The organism is Ectopseudomonas toyotomiensis (genome assembly GCF_017167985.1).
Classification (GTDB): Bacteria; Pseudomonadota; Gammaproteobacteria; order Pseudomonadales; family Pseudomonadaceae; genus Aquipseudomonas; species Aquipseudomonas toyotomiensis.
Genome location: NZ_CP070505.1, coordinates 2,817,618 through 2,834,919, shown reverse-complemented (window position 1 = coordinate 2,834,919; position 17,302 = coordinate 2,817,618). Strand labels below are relative to the sequence as shown.

Below are 17,302 nucleotides of genomic sequence, written 5' to 3'. Positions count from 1 at the left end.
GGATGAATCTGCTCCTACAAAGAAGTCGCCCCCCGTAGCCCGGGTGCAATCCGGGAACAGTCACCGCGTTTTCCCGGATCACAGCCGGGCAGCAGGAGGAGCCATGACCCAGGAATTCGACTACATCATCATCGGCGCCGGTTCGGCCGGTAACGTCCTGGCCACCCGGCTGACCGAAGACGCCGACGTCAGCGTGCTGCTGCTGGAAGCCGGCGGCCCCGACTACCGCCTCGACTTTCGTACTCAGATGCCCGCCGCCCTGGCCTTCCCGCTGCAGGGCCGGCGCTACAACTGGGCCTACGAGACTGACCCCGAGCCGCACATGAACAACCGCCGCATGGAATGCGGGCGCGGCAAGGGCCTGGGCGGCTCATCCCTGATCAACGGCATGTGCTACATCCGCGGCAACGCCATGGACTTCGACAACTGGGCCACGGCCAAGGGCCTGGAAGACTGGACCTACCACGACTGCCTGCCGTACTTCCGCAAGGCGGAAAGCCGCGACATCGGCCCCAACGATTACCACGGCGGCGACGGCCCGGTCAGCGTGACCACGCCCAAGGCCGGCAACAACCCGCTGTTCCACGCCATGGTCGAGGCCGGCGTGCAGGCCGGCTATCCGCGCACCGATGACCTCAACGGCTATCAGCAGGAAGGCTTCGGCCCGATGGACCGCACCGTGACCCCGGAAGGCCGCCGCGCCAGCACCGCGCGCGGCTATCTGGACCAGGCACGGGCGCGTCCCAACCTGACCATTGTCACCCACGCCACCACCGACCGCATCCTCTTCGATGGCAAGCGCGCCAGCGGTGTCAGCTACCTGATCGGCAACGCCAACGCTGCCACCGAAGCCCGTGCTCGCCGCGAAGTGCTGCTATGCGCCGGCGCCATCGCCTCGCCGCAGATCCTCCAGCGCTCCGGCGTCGGCCCCGCCGCGCTGCTGCGCGAGCTGGACATCGCGCTGGTACACGAACTGCCTGGCGTCGGCCAGAACCTTCAGGATCACCTGGAGATGTACCTGCAGTACGCCTGCACCCAGCCGGTGTCGCTGTACCCGGCACTCAAGCTGCTCAACCAGCCCGGCATCGGCGCGCAATGGCTGTTTGCAGGCAACGGCATCGGCGCCAGCAACCAGTTCGAGGCCGGTGGCTTCATCCGCACGCGTCCGGAGTTCGCCTGGCCCAACATCCAGTTCCACTTCCTGCCGGTGGCGATCAACTACAACGGCAGCAACGCGGTCAATGAGCACGGCTTCCAGGCTCACGTCGGTTCGATGCGCTCGCCCAGCCGCGGGCGCATCCAGCTCAAGTCCAAGGACCCGCGCCAGCACCCGAGCATCCTTTTCAACTACATGAGTCATGAGCAGGACTGGCAGGAGTTTCGCGACGGCATACGCCTGACCCGCGAGATCATGGCGCAGCCGGCGCTCGACCCGTACCGTGGGCGTGAAATCAGCCCTGGCGCGCATGTGCAGAGCGACGCCGAGCTGGATGCCTTCATTCGCGAGCATGCGGAAACGGCTTTCCATCCGTCCTGCTCGTGCAAGATGGGCGAGGACGACATGGCGGTGGTCGATGGTCAGGGCCGCGTGCACGGCCTGCAGGGCTTGCGGGTGGTGGATGCGTCGATCATGCCGGAGATCATCACCGGCAACCTCAACGCCACCACCATCATGATCGCCGAGAAGATCGCGGATCGGATTCGCGGGCGCCAGCCATTGCCGCGCAGCAACGCGCCCTACTTCGTCGCGGGCGAACGCCCGGTGCGTGGCACGCCGCTGCGCAGCCAGCAAGACAGGCTAGTCGGGTAATTCCTGGCGGATCATCCAGTGGCCCTCGGGCGGCATCAACCGGCCGAGGTCGAAACGATCCAGTGAGTCGGCGTCGAGCATTTCGATCTGCGGGCTCACCAGCTGCGGCAGCTTTTCGCCCTGCAGGCCACGAACGGCCAGGTCCAGGGCAATGCGCGCCTGAATAACCGGTGAATCGGTGGGTGCAGCCAGTACCTGACCCTCGCGGATCTGCTCCAGCACCCGCTCGGTGGCATAGAACGACAACACCTGCGCCTCGGAACCGATATTGTGCACCAACTGCGCGGCGAAGGCCGCGGCTTCGGCATTGGCGATCAGGTAATCGAGACGTGGATGCTGCTTGAGCAGCTCCCGCGTCAGCTGCGCCTGCCTACTGCGATCCACTGGGGCATAACCACCATGGGCCAGGGTCACCCTGGTTCCAGGCAAGGCATCACGCAGGCCGCGTTCGGCATCCTGCACCCAGCCAGCATCGGCAGGGCCGGGTAGCCAGCCGACCTGAATCGGCCGCCCTTCACTGACACGTACCAGATACTTGAGCGTGGCACGCGTCATGTCGGCGAAGTCGACCCGCGAATGCGCGCTGAGCCCTGGGCATTCCAGGCGATTGACCAGATCGATTACCGGCCGACCGGCCTTGATCTGCACTTCTGCTGCGCTGCACAGGTCATAGGTGTTGATACTGGCGACGACGAAAGCATCGGCGCCCTCGGCTACACAATGCTCGAACTGCTCCACTTGCACCTCGGCATACTCGTAGCCACCGGCTTCGTAGATACCCAGGCGCACGCCAAGGCGTCTGGCTTCCTGATCCAGCCCCCAGGCCACGCCCCACCAGTAGCGATCCTTGCCATGAGGCAGCAGTGCGCAGATACGCCAGGGCTGGCTGGCCACCGGCAAAGGCCGGTAATCCAGCATGCGGCCATCGGCACGTACCGGATAAGGGAACCACTCGGCCGCCAGCAGCGACTGGCAAGCCAGCGAAAGCCACAGAGTCAACCAGCGCATAACGCCGTCCTTAGCCCTTGCGGGGCGATGTGCCAGTAACCCCAGCGTAGCACCACCTCGGACACCTGCTTGCACGTTGGCAACCCGCAGTTGCCCGGGCTCGGTCGGCGGCCTAGAGTGGGGTGCACAAACCATGAGAACAGCATGACCAATCCCACCCTGCTCGACCCCAGAACCGCCCGCCTGCTGCCCTGGATAGTCGCCATCGCCTTCTTCATGCAGACGCTCGATGGCACCATCCTCAACACCGCATTACCGGCCATGGCCGCCGACCTCGGCGAAAATCCATTGCGCATGCAGTCGGTGGTGATCGCCTACATGCTTACCGTGGCCCTGCTGATCCCGGCCTCGGGCTGGGTCGCCGACCGCTTCGGCACGCGGCGCATCTTTTTCGGCGCCATCGCCCTGTTCAGCCTTGGCTCGCTGCTCTGCGCGCTGTCGGAGTCGCTGAGCATGCTGATCGGCGCACGGGTCATCCAGGGCCTGGGCGGCGCGCTGATGATGCCGGTCGGGCGCCTGGTGGTACTGCGCGCCTATCCGCGTTCTGAGCTGGTACGGATCATGAGCTTTATCACCCTGCCCGGCCTGCTCGGCCCGCTGATCGGCCCGAGCCTGGGTGGCTGGTTGGTGGAAGTGGCCAGCTGGCACTGGATCTTCCTGATCAACCTGCCGGTGGGGCTACTCGGCTGCTGGGCGGCATTGCGCCATATGCCCGACCTGCGCGGCCCTGAGCGCAGCCGCTTCGATACCGGCGGCTTTCTGCTGTTCGGCGCCGCCATGCTGCTGATCACCGTGGCTCTGGAAGGGCTCGGCGAACTGCACCTGCCGACCATGCGTGTGGTACTGCTGTTGCTCGGCGGCATGGCCTGCCTGGCCGCCTACTGGCTGCGCGCCGGGCGCATCGAGCAGCCATTGTTCGCACCCAGGCTGTTCCACACCCGCAGTTTCGCCGTGGGCATCATCGGTAACCTGTTCGCCCGCCTCGGCAGCGGCGCGCTACCTTTCCTCACGCCGCTGCTGCTGCAACTGGCGATGGGCTATTCGCCGGCCCAGGCCGGCATGAGCCTGATTCCGCTGGCGCTGGCGGCCATGGCAGCCAAGCCGCTGGCCAGGCCGCTGATCGAGCGCCTCGGCTACCGCAACATCCTCACCAGCAACACCCTGCTGCTCGGCGCCCTGATCGCCAGCCTGGCCCTGGTCGACGCACAAACCTCGACCGTGCAGCTGATCATCCAGCTGAGCCTGATCGGCGCCTGCAACTCGCTGCAGTTCACCGCGATGAACACGGTAACGCTGATCGACCTGGACAACCGCGACGCCAGCAGCGGCAACAGCCTCCTGTCGGTGGTGGTACAGCTGGCGATGGGCCTTGGCGTTGCCTCGGCGGCGGCCCTGCTCAGCGGTTTCAGCCGCGAGCTGGGCGACAATGGCCATGTGCTGGAGGCGTTCCAGGCGACCTACCTGTGCGTTGGCCTGCTGTCGATGCTGGCAGCGGCGATCTTCCTGCAACTGGACACGAAAGATGGCCGTAGCGGGCGCAATATCGAGGTTTCAGCGGACGAATGAGCGGGCCTGCTACACTGCCGGCCTGTTTCTTCACCCCCGAGCTCTTGCCGTGACCGCTACTGCCTTCGCCAGCCTGCCCATTTCTGCCGCCATGCAGGCCAATCTCGCCGCCATCGGCTATGCCGAGATGACGCCCATCCAGGCCGCCAGCCTGCCGCTGATTCTCAAGGGCCGCGATCTGATCGCCCAGGCCAAGACGGGCAGCGGCAAGACCGCAGCCTTCGGCATCGGCCTGCTGCATCCGCTCAACCCGCGCTATTTCGGCTGCCAGGCCATGGTGCTGTGCCCGACGCGCGAACTGGCCGATCAGGTGGCCAAGGAAATCCGCCGCCTGGCCCGTGCTGCCGACAATATCAAGGTGCTTACCCTCTGCGGCGGCGTGCCCTTCGGCCCGCAGATCGGCTCGCTCGAGCATGGTGCGCACGTGATCGTCGGCACGCCGGGACGGGTGCAGGAGCATCTGCGCAAAGGCACGCTGAAAGTCGATGGGCTCAATACCCTGGTACTCGACGAAGCCGACCGCATGCTCGACATGGGTTTTATCGACAGCATCGCCGAGATCATCGAGCAGACCCCGGCACGCCGCCAGACCCTGCTGTTCTCCGCCACCTATCCGCCCGCCATCGAGCAGCTTGCCGCACGTTTCTTGCGTAGCCCGGAGCGGGTCGAAGTGGAGGCGCAGCACGACGACGGGCAGATTGAGCAGCGCTTCTACGAAATAGCGCCGAGCCAACGTATGGAAGCGGTCAGCACCCTGCTGCGGCATTTCCGCAAGCAACCGACGGTGGCCTTCTGTGCCACCCGCCAACAGTGCGACGAACTGGCCGCACAGCTGGAGGCCGAGAAGATTTCCGCCGCCGCGCTGCATGGCGATCTGGAACAGCGTGATCGCGATCAGATTCTCGCGCTGTTCGCCAATCGCAGCCTCAGCGTGCTGGTGGCCACCGACGTCGCAGCGCGCGGCCTGGATATCGCCGGGCTGGAAATGGTGATCAACGTCGAGCTGTCGCGTGATGCCGAGGTGCATATCCACCGCATCGGCCGTAGTGGTCGCGCTGGTGAGAAAGGCCTGGCACTGAGCCTGGTGGCCCCGGCCGAAGCCGGTCGCGCCCAGGCCATCGAAACCCTGCAAGGCAAGGAACTGGCCTGGTACCCGCTGCCCGCAGCCAAGGCGACGGGTGAGCCGCTGCTGCCGCCGATGCACACCCTGTGCATCGGTGCCGGACGCAAGGACAAACTACGCCCCGGCGATATTCTTGGTGCCCTGACCGGCGACGCCGGGCTGCCCGGCAGCCAGGTCGGCAAGATCGCCCTGTTCGACTACCAGGCCTATGTCGCCGTCGAACGCGACGTCGCCCGTCAAGCGCTCAAGCGCCTCACTGACGGCAAGATCAAGGGTAGAACGCTGCGTGTGCGTCTATTGTAAGGCTGATATAAAGAGACAAACGGCCTGGGCCGGAGTTACCCATGCGCAATATTCTGGTCATTGAAGACAGCCCACTGGTACTGAAGATCCTCGAGCATCTGTTCCGTCAGGAAACCGATCTGGAGCCGATCTTCTGTGCCTCACTGGCAGAAGCGGAAGTCATGCTGGAGACCTCTGCGGCGCTGTTCTTCGCCGCCATCGTCGACCTGCACCTGCCGGACGCACCGGACGGCGAAAGCGTCGACCTGGTGATGCGCTACCACCTGCCGTGCATCGTGCTCAGTGGCAGCTACAACGAACAGCGCCGCGACGAATTGCTGATGAAAGGCGTGGTCGACTACGTACTCAAGGAGAGCCAGCACTCCTACGAGTACGCCTTCCGCCTGCTGCACCGGCTCGACCACAACAGCCATATCAAGATTCTCATCGCCGACGACTCTGCGGCGCAGCGTCACTACATTCGCCATATCCTCGAGCCGCACCACTACCAGATCATCGAGGCCAGCGACGGCAAGGAGACCCTGCGCCAGCTCAATGAGCATCCAGATATCGACCTGCTGGTGCTCGACCATGCCATGCCCGGCGTCAGCGGTTTCGAGCTGGTCAAGCTGCTGCGCCAGAAACTGCGCCTCAATGACCTGATCATCATCGGCGTGTCCGCCGATCCCAAGGGCTCGCTCAGTGCGCAGTTCATCAAGCACGGTGCCGACGACTTCCTGCGCAAACCCTTCTGCCCTGAAGAGCTGAACTGCCGGGTAATGTCGACCCTGGAGCGACGCGACCTGTTGCGCGCACTGAAGAAGGCCGCGCAGTTCGATGCCCTGACCGGCCTGAACAACCGCCGCGCCTTCTACGAACAAGGCATGCAGATACTGCAGAAGGCGCAACGGGAAAGTCGCGAGGTCAGCGTGGCGATGCTCGATCTCGACCACTTCAAGCAGATCAACGACGGCTTCGGCCATGCCAGCGGCGACAGCGCCCTGGTGGTGTTCGCCCGGGCGATGAGCAATGCCTTCCCCGACATGCTGCTGGGACGCCTGGGCGGTGAGGAATTTGCCCTGCTGACCCTGCATGGCGCAGATCATGTGGCTCAGGCACTGGATAAACTGCGCCGGCAGTGCGCCGGCCTGCATTACGCCGTCGGAGCGCCCGCGCTGTCGTTCAGCGCAGGCCTCTATCAGGGTGACCCCGAGGACCTGGAAAGCCTGCTGCATGAGGCCGACATTCGCCTGTACCGGGCCAAGCAACAGGGCCGTGCCCGCACCGTACTGGCCTGATCAGGGGCTGTGGCGCTGCAGCGTCGCGGCATAACTGCCGTCATCGCTCATGGCCTGAATCGCCGCATCGAAACGCCTGGCAATGTCGCGATGCTGGACCAGACTGCGCCGCACAAGGATATGCAGGCCATTCTCGCTCAAGGGCTGCGGCAGGAACTCCAGTTCATCGCGGATAGCACTCAGCTTGCGACCGAGCAGGTGGCGCGCGACCAGCTCATCCTCCAGCGCCAGCTGCACACGCCCGGCATGCAGCATCCGCGCGGCGATCTCGAAACTGCCGACACCAACCTTGAGCAGCTGCGGATCGCTGTCGAAATCCCTGGAATAGGCATAGCCCCTGACCACCGCAATGCTGTGCGGGTAGAGATCGGCCAGGGTCTCGAATTGAATGTCGCTCCCCTTGCGGCGCATGAAGCGGATGCGATTGACCAGATAGGGCTGGGAGAAATAGCCGTACTCGGTACGATCGGCGCTGTACCAGGCGTTGATCAGTACATCGTAATCACCACGCTTGAGCCCCAACACCGCACGTTCCCAGGGCACCTCCACGTAGCTGGTGGTGTAGCCGGCACGGGCGAGCGCCTGCTCCACCAGATCACTGGCCAGACCTTTGCCGGGCAACCGTTGATCATTGAACGGCGGCCAGGGGTCGGCCACCAGGCGCAACAGCTCGGCCGTGGCAAGTGCCGGCGACAGCATCAAGAGCAATAGCCAGGCACGCACTGCGGGCATTGGTGGCGATCCATCCGAAATGATCAGTTCTAGTGATAGCAGGCACAACGCCACTCGTCACTGTCTCATATCTGAGACAGTCAGGCGGGCGTCATACGCTTGCCTGCCACACCGCGACAGAAGCGTCGGCCCAGAGCGGCTTCGGGTAAACTTCAGCGGTTTTCGCGCAGCGCTGGCTGCGTCAGCGATTCACCTGAGGACATTTCGTGTTGCAAACCGACGTACTGATCATCGGCGCAGGCGCCGCCGGCCTGATGTGCGCAGCCACCGCCGCAGCCCGTGGCCGCCGCGTGCTGGTGCTCGACCATGCCAACAAGGCCGGCAAGAAGATCCTCATGTCCGGTGGTGGGCGCTGCAACTTCACCAACCTGTACTGCGAGCCGAACAACTTCCTTTCCGGCAACCCGCACTTCTGCAAGTCCGCCCTGGCGCGTTTCACCCAGTGGGACTTCATCGGCCTGGTGGCCAAGCACGGCGTGCCCTACCACGAGAAGAAGCTTGGCCAGCTGTTCTGCGATAACAAGTCCAGCGACATCCTCGAATTGCTGCTGGCCGAATGTGCCGAGGCCGGGGCACAGATTCGCCTGGACACGGCAGTGCACAGCATCGAAAAAACCGCAGGCGGTTTCCTGCTGCAAAGCGACCTCGGCGAAGTGGCCTGCCAGTCACTGGTGATCGCCACCGGCGGGCTGTCGATTCCGACCCTCGGCGCCACCGGCTTCGGCTATCAGGTAGCCAGGCAATTCGGTCACGAATTACTGCCGACCCGCGCCGGATTGGTGCCTTTCACCATCACCGACCCGCAGCTCAAGACGCTGTGCACGGAGCTTTCCGGCACCTCGGTGGAGGACTGCCGGGTGAGCTGCAATGGCCAGAGTTTCGTCGAGAACATCCTCTTCACCCACCGCGGCCTGTCCGGCCCGGCGATCCTGCAGATCTCGTCATACTGGCAGCCTGGCGATACCGTGCATATCGACCTGCTGCCACATATCGATCTGCCCGAGTGGCTAGCCACCCAGCAGCGCGAACGTGGCAACAGCGAGCTGAAAACTCTGCTGGCCGAACTGTTCACCAAGAAGATGGCGACCCTGCTGGTCGACAGCTGGTTCAGCAACAAGCCGCTCAAGCAGTACACGCCCGGCGAGCTCAAGACGATTGCCGAGCACCTGTCCGACTGGCAACTGGTGCCGGCCGGCACCGAAGGCTACCGCACGGCGGAAGTGACCCTGGGCGGGGTGAATACCAACGAGGTGTCATCCAAAACCCTGGAATCGCTCAAGGTACCGGGGTTGTATTTCATCGGCGAAGTGCTCGACGTCACCGGCCACCTGGGCGGCTTCAACTTCCAGTGGGCCTGGGCGTCGGGCTACGCCGCCGCGCAATACGTCTGAGGCTAAAATATTGCGCCCCATTTGACGGTGCAGCGGGAACTGCCGACGCGGCGCAGACTCTGCTATGAACAGCAGATATAACGCTGCAATCACAGGGACGACGCCGCTTCATGACTCTCGAACAAGGCCTGATTTTCGTCATTCTCGTTGCCAGCATGGGCTTGTTCATCTGGGGCCGCTGGCGCCATGACGTGGTAGCGCTGGGCGCGCTGTTGGCGTGCGTGATCGTTGGCCTGGTGCCCGAGCGCGAGGCCTTTGCAGGTTTCGGTCACCCAGCGGTGATCACCGTCGCCTGCGTACTGGTGCTCAGCCATGGTTTGCAGCGCACGGGGGCGGTCAGCCGACTGGCCCAACGACTGCTGCCCAGCGGCGCTGGCGTACTGCTGTCCATCGCCGCACTGACCGGCCTGGGCGCGCTGCTCTCGGCATTCATGAACAACGTCGGCGCCCTCGCCCTGCTGATGCCCATCGCCCTGCAGATTTCTGCACGCCTGGAGCTGCCGCCAGGGCGCGTGCTGATGCCGCTGGCCTTCGGCACCATCCTCGGCGGCATGACCACGCTGATCGGTACACCGCCGAACCTGATCGTCTCCAGTTTTCGCGCCCAGCATGGCAGCGGTCCCTTCGCCATGTTCGACTTCAGTCCGGTCGGTGTCGCCGTGGCACTGGCCGGCGTGCTGTTCATCACCCTGCTCGGCTGGCGTCTGGTTCCCAAGCGCGAAGTAGGTAACGCCGCCAGCTTCGACACCGGCCATTACCTGACCGAGGCGCGGGTCAAGGAAGGTGGCAAGGCCCAGGGCAAGACCCTGCGCGAAATCGAGCAGTTGCTCGACGAGGCCGACGCCCAGGTGGTGGCCATGGTGCGCAACAAGCTGCGCCTGACTGCGCCCAACCCGCGGCGCGTTCTGCAGGCCGATGACGTACTGGTGATCGAGGCCGACCCGCAGGAGTTGGGCGAAGTGCTCGGCCAGCTGGACCTGTTGCTGGAGGCCGAGCGCGAAGCCAAGGAGGCCGAACAGAAAGAGGACAAGGAAGGTGAAACCGAGAAGAAAGCCAACAATGACGAAGACCGCGCCATGCAGGAACTGCTGGTCAAACCCGACTCTTCGCTGATTGGTCGTTCCGCCAGCAGCACGCGTCTGCGCAGCCGCTATTCCATCAACCTGCTGGCTATCTCCAGACAGAGCCATCGCTCGATCAAACGCCTGCGCTCGACCCTGATCCAGAGCGGTGATGTGCTGCTGATGCAGGGCAGCGCCGAGGATATCGGCGAGTTCGCCAGCGACTATGACTGCGTGCCGCTGGCCGCACGCGCAATCAACATTCCCGATCCGCAGCAGGCCAACCTCGCGCTCGGCATCATGCTGCTGGCCATCGCAGCAGCCGCCTTCGGCCTGCTCTCGGCTGCGATCGCCTTCGCCAGCGGCGTACTGGCCTACATGCTGCTGCGTCTGGTGCCGCTGCGCGCCGTCTACGAGTCCATCGACTGGCCAGTGATCGTGTTGCTCGGGGCTCTGATTCCGGTGGCCGGTGCGATGTCCGCCACGGGTGCAGCCGATCTGCTGGCACGCCTGCTGATGGAGAACCTGGCGCAAGGCAACGCCATCATCACCCTGACCCTGTTGCTGGTGGTGACCATGACCCTGTCGGATTTCATGAACAACGCGGCGACTGCAGCGGTGATGTGCCCCATCGCGCTGAGCGCCGCCAGCCAGCTCGGCGTCAGCCCGGACTCGCTGCTGATGGCCGTCGCCATCGGCGCCTCCTGCTCGTTCCTCACGCCCATTGGCCACCAGAACAACACCCTGATCCTCAGCCCGGGTGGTTTCCGCTTCGGCGACTATTGGCGCCTGGGCCTGCCACTGGAAATCCTCGTGGTGCTGATCAGTGTGCCCATGCTGCTGTGGATCTGGCCGTTGTAATCCGTCATTCAGGAGCTCGGGGTGATGCCGAGCACCACATCGAAGCGAGCGACCTGCTCGTCGCTCTGCCCGCTCACCGGCACGAAGGGCACGACCAGCAGTTCGCGCAAGCGTGGGTCGTGGATCGCGTTGAGCAGGCCATCGCGCTGATTCAGCGGCTCGCCGTGCACATAACACTGCGTGGCGAAACGCGGTATGCCGGGCAGGGTCACCGCCAGATGGATATGCGGGGTGCGGCCGGGATAGGGCACCGGGCGGATGGTGCGAAAACGGTAGCGCCCATCGGCCGCCGTGGTGAAACGACCATACCCCTGGAACCCGGGGTCGAGCCTCTGGCGGTCACCGCCGCGACTGTGCAGATAGATACCGTTGGCATCCACTTGCCAGATTTCCACCAGCGCTCCCGCCAGTGGCCGCCCGCCCGCATCGAGGATCGAGCCGTGCAGTTGCACGCGAATGCCGCGCGCCTCTGCGGCCTGGCCGTCGACTCGCACCAGATCGTTGTCGCGGTCCAGCGGCAGTTGGTCGGGGTAGAAGGGGCCCAACGTCTGGCGTGGCGTCAGCAACCGCTCGGCCAGCGCCAGTGCCGGGCTGACCAGCAACGCGCCGCCAACGGCGAAGAGGAGATGACGACGGCTGGACATGGTCTCTTTCCTCCGTAGCGCGACGCCCTACGACAGATGTTCCAGCACCCCGGCGGCCGATTGAAAGGGCAGGCCGTGGGCCTCGGCCACGCTGCCGCAGGTGATCACGCCCCTGGCCACGTTGAGCCCATTCAGCAGATGCAGGTCATCCTGCAAGGCGCGGCGTGTGCCCTTCTGGGCGAGCGCCACGACGAACGGCAGGGTCGCGTTGTTCAGCGCCAGGGTCGAGGTGCGTGCCACCGCGCCGGGCATGTTGGCCACGCAATAGTGCACCACATCATCGACCACATAGGTGGGCTCGGCATGGGTGGTTGCGCGGGAAGTCTCGGCGCATCCGCCCTGGTCGATGGCGACATCCACCAACACTGCGCCGGCCTTCATCTGCCGCACCATGTCCGCAGTGATCAGCTTGGGCGCGGCAGCTCCGGGAATCAGCACCCCTCCAATCACCAGATCGGCCGCCAACACCTGCTCACGCACCGCTGCGCGAGTGGAGTAGAGCGTGGTGATGCGATTGCCGTACTGGGCATCGAGCCGGCGTAGCGCGTCGACGCTCTTGTCCAACACCGTGACATCGGCACCGAGGCCGACCGCCATGGCCAGGGCATGACTGCCGACCACGCCGCCGCCGAGAATCACTACCTTGCCCGGTGCCACGCCTGGTACACCACCCAGCAATACGCCACGCCCGCCACGGGCCTTTTCCAGACAGCCGGCGCCGGCCTGGATCGACATGCGCCCGGCCACTTCCGACATCGGCGCCAACAAAGGCAGGCGCCCCTGCGCATCGGTCACCGTCTCGTAGGCGATGCAAGTGGCACCGCCGGCCATCAGCTCTTCGGTCTGCGCCCGATCCGGCGCCAGGTGCAGGTAGGTGAACAGCGTGTGGTGGGCTCGCAACCTGGCGCGCTCCACCGCCAGAGGCTCCTTGACCTTGACGATCAACTGCCCCTGCTGGAACACCTCGGACGAACTGCTGGCGATCTGCGCGCCCGCCTCGAGGTAATCCTCGTCGGCGAAACCGACAGCGGCACCGGCATGGGTCTCGATCCAGACCTCATGGCCGAGCGCCGTAAGCTCGGCCACCGACTGTGGCGTGAGGCCGACTCGGTACTCGTGGTTCTTGATTTCCTTGGGTACGCCGATTCGCATAACCATCTCCAACCATTGCGGGCCAACAGTCTGAAGTCTAGGAAAGCGTGAGCCAGCTCACAGGAAAATCCACGAGAAATTTCGTCCGTCCGTCACTGCCCGAACAGCAGGCGCCGCGCCTCTGCGGTGAGCAAGGCCTGCGGATCGGCGTTCACCTGTTCTACCAGCGCGTAGGCACGCTGTACCGCAGGGCGTGCATCGATGCGTTCGAGCCAGGCGGCCATGTTGGGGAAGTCCTCCAGTTTCTGTTGCTGCATCTTCCACAGTTTGGCCCAGGGGTAGATGGCCATGTCGGCGATGGAATACTCGCCCGCCACGTAGTCGCGCCCGGCCAGCTGGCGGTCCAGCACGCCGTAGAGGCGCGCGGTTTCCTTCACGTAGCGATCGATGGCATACGGAATCGGCTCCGGTGCGTAGCGCACGAAGTGGTGGTTCTGCCCCGCCATCGGGCCAACGCCGCCCATCTGCCAGTACAGCCACTGCAACACGGTGAAACGCGCGCGTGTCTCGCGCGGCAGGAACTGCCCGCTCTTGTCGGCCAGGTATTCAAGAATCGCCCCGGACTCGAACAGGGCGATGGGCTCGCCACCATCGGCCGGCGCTCGATCGACGATAGCGGGAATGCGGTTGTTCGGCGCGATCTTGAGAAACGCCGGCGCAAACTGCTCGCCCTTGCCGATATGCACCGGAACGATGCGATAGTCCAGCCCGGCTTCCTCGAGAAAGATGCTGACCTTGTGACCGTTGGGCGTGGTCCAGTAGTACAGGTCGATCATTGGTTTTCCTCCACGTGGATCGCGGCCCGCTTGACCGGGCCGTGAGTCGCCTCATACGCCTGCAGGATGCGCGCGAACCAGGCGCCCAGCGCCGAATCCTCGGCCCAGGGTTGCGCGCCCAGGCACCAGGCCCAGAACAACATGCCAGCCAGCAGGTAGTCACAACCGCCAGGGGCCTGGCCTTCGAGGAAGGGCTGATCACGCAGCCACATTTCCAGCGGCGCCACGCCTTCACGGAACAAGCGCTCACCGCCCTGCGGATCGGCGAACGCCTCCAGACTCATACCCAGCGCCTTCTCCCGGCTGCTGCGGAAATACTCGCGGTCAGCCGGGTCGATCACCTGCCAGACCCGCGGGATCAGCATCTTCAACAGCGGCACACGCACCATATGAAAGCTCAGGCGCTCGACCAGGCGGGCGCGCTCGGCAGCCAGCGCGCCACCGAGCAATGGACGTTGTGGATAACACTGATCGAGGTAGGCAAAGATCGCCAGGCTGTCATGCACCGTTTCACCTTCGTCGATCAGCACCGGCACCAGCTTCTGTCCGGAAAAAGCGATCAACTCCTTGTCAGTGAAACGTGTCGGCCGGCTCTGCCAGTCCAGTCCCTTGTGCGCCAACGCCAGACGTACGCGCCAGCAGTAAGGCGAGAACACCAGCTCAGGATCGGCGCCGCATAACTCGAACAATTCCCGCATATCACCCCCATTAAAAACCGATCAGTCCAGAATAAAGCGAACAAAAACCAGCGCCGGACTGCTCAGGTGCAGTCCAGGCTGGCCATCACCACTGTAACGGTGGCGCGGATCGAATCCGCCGGCACCGCGGATTTCACCTGGGTGCGCAGCCCGCTCATCACACATTGCAGATAACTGGCGCGAGCCGCGAGGTCCCTGCCGTTGCTCAACTCCCCGCAGGCCACGGCGCGTTCGAGCGCCTGTTCGAAGACCTGGCAGATACCCGCGGTGGCTTGCCGCAGAACCGGCACCAGCGCCGGTTCCGACAAGGAGAATTCATTGGCCACGTTGACCAGCATGCAGCCACGCGGCACGCCGTCAGGGCCATCATCTTCGAGCACACTGAGCAGGCGCTCGCGGATGAAAGCGAGCGGCGAGGTGCTGGCGTCAAGCTGCTCCAGCAACAAGGCTCGGCGCTGCGCTACGTAGCGGCTGAAGGCCGCGACGAACCAGGCCTGCTTGCTCGGGTAGGTTTGATACAGGCTGCTCTTGGACAGCCCGGTGGCCGCCTGCAGGTCCTGCAGCGACGCGGCTTCATAACCGCGTTGCCAGAACAGCTGCATGGCGTTTTCCAGGGCCCGGTCCGGGCAGAAGCTCTTGGGGCGTCCACGTGTCGTCATGCGCGCAATTTAGAACCGATCAGTTCTAAATTCAAGCCTTGGGCTCCTTCAGGTCGACGATGCCGCGCAACAACTCCACCGGTAGCGGAAAGACGATGGTCGAGCTCTTGTCACTGGCGATATGGCTCAGCGTCTGCATGTAGCGCAGCTGCATGGCGCCGCTCTGCCGGCCGAGTATCTCGGCGGCCTGCATCAGCTTCTCCGAGGCCTGCAGCTCGCCTTCGGCGTGAATCACCTTGGCGCGCCGCTCACGCTCGGCCTCGGCCTGACGGGCGATGGCGCGCACCATCGACTCGTTGATGTCGACATGCTTGATCTCGACGTTGGCGACCTTGATGCCCCAGGCGTCGGTCTGCGCGTCCAGCACCTGCTGGATATCGGAATTGAGCTGTTCGCGCTCGGCGAGCATCTGATCGAGGTCGTGCTTGCCGAGCACCGCACGCAATGTGGTCTGCGCCAGCTGACTGGTAGCGACCATGTAGTCCTCGACCTGGATGATGGCGTTCTCTGGATCGAGTACGCGGAAGTAGATCACTGCGTTGACCTTGACCGAGACGTTGTCGCGGGAGATCACGTCCTGCGGTGGTACGTCGAGCACGATGGTGCGCAGGTCCACCCGCACCATCTGCTGCAAGCCAGGGATGATCAGGATCAGCCCCGGGCCCTTGACCCGCCAGAAGCGGCCGAGCTGGAATACCACGCCACGTTCATATTCGCGCAGGATGCGAAACGACGAGACGAGCAGTGCCAGGACGATGATCGCCAGTGAAAGAAAACTCAATTCGAAACCCATCAGTGACCTCCTTGGGGCGGTGGTTCATCCACCGCGCTGACCCGCAGATGCACGCCGTCGCGCGCCGTGACTCGTACCTGCTGCCCGGGCCGTAACGGCGAGGCGCCCTGCACCTGCCAGCGTTCGCCCTGCAGCGCTACCCAACCGGCGCGCGGATCGTCGTCACGTACCGCAGCGACCGCTACCAGGCTGCCCACCAGAGTGCTGCCACCGGCCACCTGCTGACGCCGCCTGGCCCGCAATGCCATGCTGACGATGGCCAGGATCGCCGCCGCGCTGATCAGCGCCAGGGTGAAGATCAGCGCCAGCGGGATGCCGAAGCCCGGCACGTCGGTGTCGATCAGGATCAGTCCGCCGAAGACGAACGCCACCACCCCGCCGATGCCGAGCACACCGAAGCTGGGCAGGAAGGCTTCGGCGGTGATGAAGGCAATGCCGAGCAGGATCAACGCCACCCCCGCATAGTTCACCGGTAGCAGTTGCAGGGCGTAGAGCGCGAGCACCAGACTGATGCCACCGAGCACACCACCGACGCCGCTGCCGGGATTGGAGAACTCGAAGAACAGGCCGTAGACACCGATCATCATCAGAATCAGCGCCACGCTGGGGTTGGTGATCACCGCCAGCAGCCGGGTACGCCAGTCCGGCGCATGGCTGATCAGCGGCGCACCGGCGGTAGCCAGGGTGACTTCGACGCCTGCAGCTGGCAGGGTCTTGCCGTCCAGCTGGCGCAGCAGGTCGCTCAGGTCCCTGGCCAGATAGTCGATCACCTTCTGCTCCAGGGCCTCTTCGGCGGACAGGCTGACGGCCTCGCGCACCGCCTGCTCGGCCCACTCGGCATTGCGCCCGCGCATGTTGGCCAGGCCACGAATGTAGGCGGCAGCGTCATTGACCTGCTTGGCGGTCATGGCATCGCTCGAGCCCTTTTCGCCTTGCGCGGGCTTGTCCGTCTCGCCCTTGTCAGCCCCCTCTGGTTTGCTCGGCGAGCCCGGCATGCCGATGGCCACCGGCGTGGCGGCACCGAGGTTGGTCCCCGGCGCCATGGCAGCGACATGGCTGGCATAGAGGATGTAGGTGCCGGCGCTGGCCGCCCGCGCACCACCCGGGGCGACATAACTGGCCACAGGGATCGGGCTGGCAAGAATCGCCTTGATGATCGCGCGCATGGAGCTATCCAGGCCGCCGGGCGTGTCGATCTCGATCAGCACCAGTTGCGCGCCCTCGTCCACCGCCTTGGTCAGGCCACGTACGAGATAGTCGGCACTGGCCGGGCCAATCACGCCGTCCACCTGCAAGCGCACCACCGCGCCCGGCGCCGCACTCGCCCCCACCGAACCGCAGAGGATCAGGGCACACAGACACAGACGCAACCAGCCAGGCAACACGTTCGACTCCCAGGCCCCGCAGTGATACCGGACAGGTGGCGGAGGGCCTTTGTTGAGCATAGT

Annotated in this window: 15 protein-coding genes; 6 read left to right on the top strand and 9 right to left on the bottom strand. The window is 64.6% G+C overall.

Annotated elements, in window-relative coordinates; genetic code table 11:
• The first annotated feature begins 103 nt into the window (after positions 1 to 103).
• Positions 104 to 1,810 (top strand): choline dehydrogenase, encoded by a 1,707-nt coding sequence (gene betA / locus JWV26_RS13055; RefSeq protein ID WP_206417033.1) that lies wholly within the window; start codon positions 104 to 106, stop codon positions 1,808 to 1,810.
• Here betA and torT read toward each other — a convergent pair.
• On the bottom strand, positions 1,799 to 2,818 hold the full coding sequence (torT, locus tag JWV26_RS13050; protein ID WP_206417032.1) for a TMAO reductase system periplasmic protein TorT: 1,020 nt from the start codon (positions 2,816 to 2,818) through the stop codon (positions 1,799 to 1,801). The two genes, betA and torT, sit on opposite strands and share 12 nt — an antisense overlap.
• A 144-nt stretch (positions 2,819 to 2,962) precedes the next feature.
• Here torT and mdtD point away from each other — a divergent pair, with 144 nt between their 5' ends.
• From mdtD to JWV26_RS13035, 3 genes are read left to right on the top strand one after another with little or no spacing between them, the layout of a single operon-like run.
• The gene (gene mdtD, locus JWV26_RS13045) at positions 2,963 to 4,384 is read left to right on the top strand and encodes a multidrug transporter subunit MdtD (protein WP_206417031.1); all 1,422 of its coding nucleotides are present in this window, start codon (positions 2,963 to 2,965) and stop codon (positions 4,382 to 4,384) included.
• Positions 4,385 to 4,433: 49 nt separating this feature from the next.
• Positions 4,434 to 5,810, top strand: a complete 1,377-nt coding sequence (gene dbpA / locus JWV26_RS13040; protein ID WP_206417030.1) for an ATP-dependent RNA helicase DbpA — start codon at positions 4,434 to 4,436, stop codon at positions 5,808 to 5,810.
• Between the two features lie 41 nt (positions 5,811 to 5,851).
• A complete protein-coding gene (locus JWV26_RS13035; RefSeq protein ID WP_074913637.1) occupies positions 5,852 to 7,087 on the top strand; it encodes a GGDEF domain-containing response regulator in 1,236 nt (411 codons plus the stop codon).
• Here JWV26_RS13035 and JWV26_RS13030 read toward each other — a convergent pair whose 3' ends face one another.
• Positions 7,088 to 7,819, bottom strand: a complete 732-nt coding sequence (locus JWV26_RS13030; protein ID WP_206417029.1) for a substrate-binding periplasmic protein — start codon at positions 7,817 to 7,819, stop codon at positions 7,088 to 7,090.
• 206 nt (positions 7,820 to 8,025) lie between these two features.
• Here JWV26_RS13030 and JWV26_RS13025 point away from each other — a divergent pair, with 206 nt between their 5' ends.
• Both JWV26_RS13025 and JWV26_RS13020 read left to right on the top strand, forming a co-directional pair.
• Positions 8,026 to 9,210, top strand: coding sequence for a BaiN/RdsA family NAD(P)/FAD-dependent oxidoreductase (locus JWV26_RS13025; RefSeq protein WP_079784831.1), 1,185 nt, complete (start codon positions 8,026 to 8,028; stop codon positions 9,208 to 9,210).
• 110 nt (positions 9,211 to 9,320) lie between these two features.
• Positions 9,321 to 11,132, top strand: coding sequence for an SLC13 family permease (locus tag JWV26_RS13020; protein ID WP_074913634.1), 1,812 nt, complete (start codon positions 9,321 to 9,323; stop codon positions 11,130 to 11,132).
• An 8-nt stretch (positions 11,133 to 11,140) separates the two neighbouring features.
• On the opposite strand, the gene JWV26_RS13015 is transcribed toward JWV26_RS13020, so the two are convergent.
• The 7 genes from JWV26_RS13015 to JWV26_RS12985 form a co-directional block, all read right to left on the bottom strand.
• On the bottom strand, positions 11,141 to 11,776 hold the full coding sequence (locus JWV26_RS13015; protein ID WP_206417028.1) for a dioxygenase family protein: 636 nt from the start codon (positions 11,774 to 11,776) through the stop codon (positions 11,141 to 11,143).
• Between the two features lie 27 nt (positions 11,777 to 11,803).
• Positions 11,804 to 12,928, bottom strand: coding sequence for an alanine dehydrogenase (gene ald, locus JWV26_RS13010; RefSeq protein WP_017678476.1), 1,125 nt, complete (start codon positions 12,926 to 12,928; stop codon positions 11,804 to 11,806).
• 92 nt (positions 12,929 to 13,020) lie between these two features.
• The gene (locus JWV26_RS13005; RefSeq protein ID WP_206417027.1) at positions 13,021 to 13,704 is read right to left on the bottom strand and encodes a glutathione S-transferase N-terminal domain-containing protein; all 684 of its coding nucleotides are present in this window, start codon (positions 13,702 to 13,704) and stop codon (positions 13,021 to 13,023) included.
• A complete protein-coding gene (locus tag JWV26_RS13000; protein WP_206417026.1) occupies positions 13,701 to 14,402 on the bottom strand; it encodes a glutathione S-transferase family protein in 702 nt (233 codons plus the stop codon). Before JWV26_RS13000 ends, JWV26_RS13005 begins: the two co-directional genes overlap by 4 nt.
• Before the next feature lie 62 nt (positions 14,403 to 14,464).
• The gene (locus JWV26_RS12995; RefSeq protein ID WP_083563722.1) at positions 14,465 to 15,004 is read right to left on the bottom strand and encodes a TetR/AcrR family transcriptional regulator; all 540 of its coding nucleotides are present in this window, start codon (positions 15,002 to 15,004) and stop codon (positions 14,465 to 14,467) included.
• An 88-nt stretch (positions 15,005 to 15,092) separates the two neighbouring features.
• A complete protein-coding gene (locus JWV26_RS12990; protein WP_072423423.1) occupies positions 15,093 to 15,854 on the bottom strand; it encodes a slipin family protein in 762 nt (253 codons plus the stop codon).
• Entirely contained in the window at positions 15,854 to 17,299 is a 1,446-nt protein-coding gene (locus JWV26_RS12985; protein ID WP_420890269.1) for an NfeD family protein, read from the bottom strand. Before JWV26_RS12985 ends, JWV26_RS12990 begins: the two co-directional genes overlap by 1 nt.
• Between the last annotated feature and the right edge of the window lie 3 nt (positions 17,300 to 17,302).

Coding starts and splice junctions, on each gene's coding strand:
- mdtD (WP_206417031.1), top strand. CDS start 2,963: ATGACCAATCCCACCCTGCTCGACCCCAGAACCGCCCGCCTGCTGCCC.
- betA (WP_206417033.1), top strand. CDS start 104: ATGACCCAGGAATTCGACTACATCATCATCGGCGCCGGTTCGGCCGGT.
- JWV26_RS13015 (WP_206417028.1), bottom strand. CDS start 11,776: ATGTCCAGCCGTCGTCATCTCCTCTTCGCCGTTGGCGGCGCGTTGCTG.
- JWV26_RS13000 (WP_206417026.1), bottom strand. CDS start 14,402: ATGCGGGAATTGTTCGAGTTATGCGGCGCCGATCCTGAGCTGGTGTTC.
- ald (WP_017678476.1), bottom strand. CDS start 12,928: ATGCGAATCGGCGTACCCAAGGAAATCAAGAACCACGAGTACCGAGTC.
- JWV26_RS13030 (WP_206417029.1), bottom strand. CDS start 7,819: ATGCCCGCAGTGCGTGCCTGGCTATTGCTCTTGATGCTGTCGCCGGCA.
- torT (WP_206417032.1), bottom strand. CDS start 2,818: ATGCGCTGGTTGACTCTGTGGCTTTCGCTGGCTTGCCAGTCGCTGCTG.
- JWV26_RS12990 (WP_072423423.1), bottom strand. CDS start 15,854: ATGGGTTTCGAATTGAGTTTTCTTTCACTGGCGATCATCGTCCTGGCA.
- JWV26_RS13020 (WP_074913634.1), top strand. CDS start 9,321: ATGACTCTCGAACAAGGCCTGATTTTCGTCATTCTCGTTGCCAGCATG.
- JWV26_RS12995 (WP_083563722.1), bottom strand. CDS start 15,004: ATGCAGCTGTTCTGGCAACGCGGTTATGAAGCCGCGTCGCTGCAGGAC.
- JWV26_RS13005 (WP_206417027.1), bottom strand. CDS start 13,704: ATGATCGACCTGTACTACTGGACCACGCCCAACGGTCACAAGGTCAGC.
- JWV26_RS13035 (WP_074913637.1), top strand. CDS start 5,852: ATGCGCAATATTCTGGTCATTGAAGACAGCCCACTGGTACTGAAGATC.
- JWV26_RS12985 (WP_420890269.1), bottom strand. CDS start 17,299: ATGCTCAACAAAGGCCCTCCGCCACCTGTCCGGTATCACTGCGGGGCC.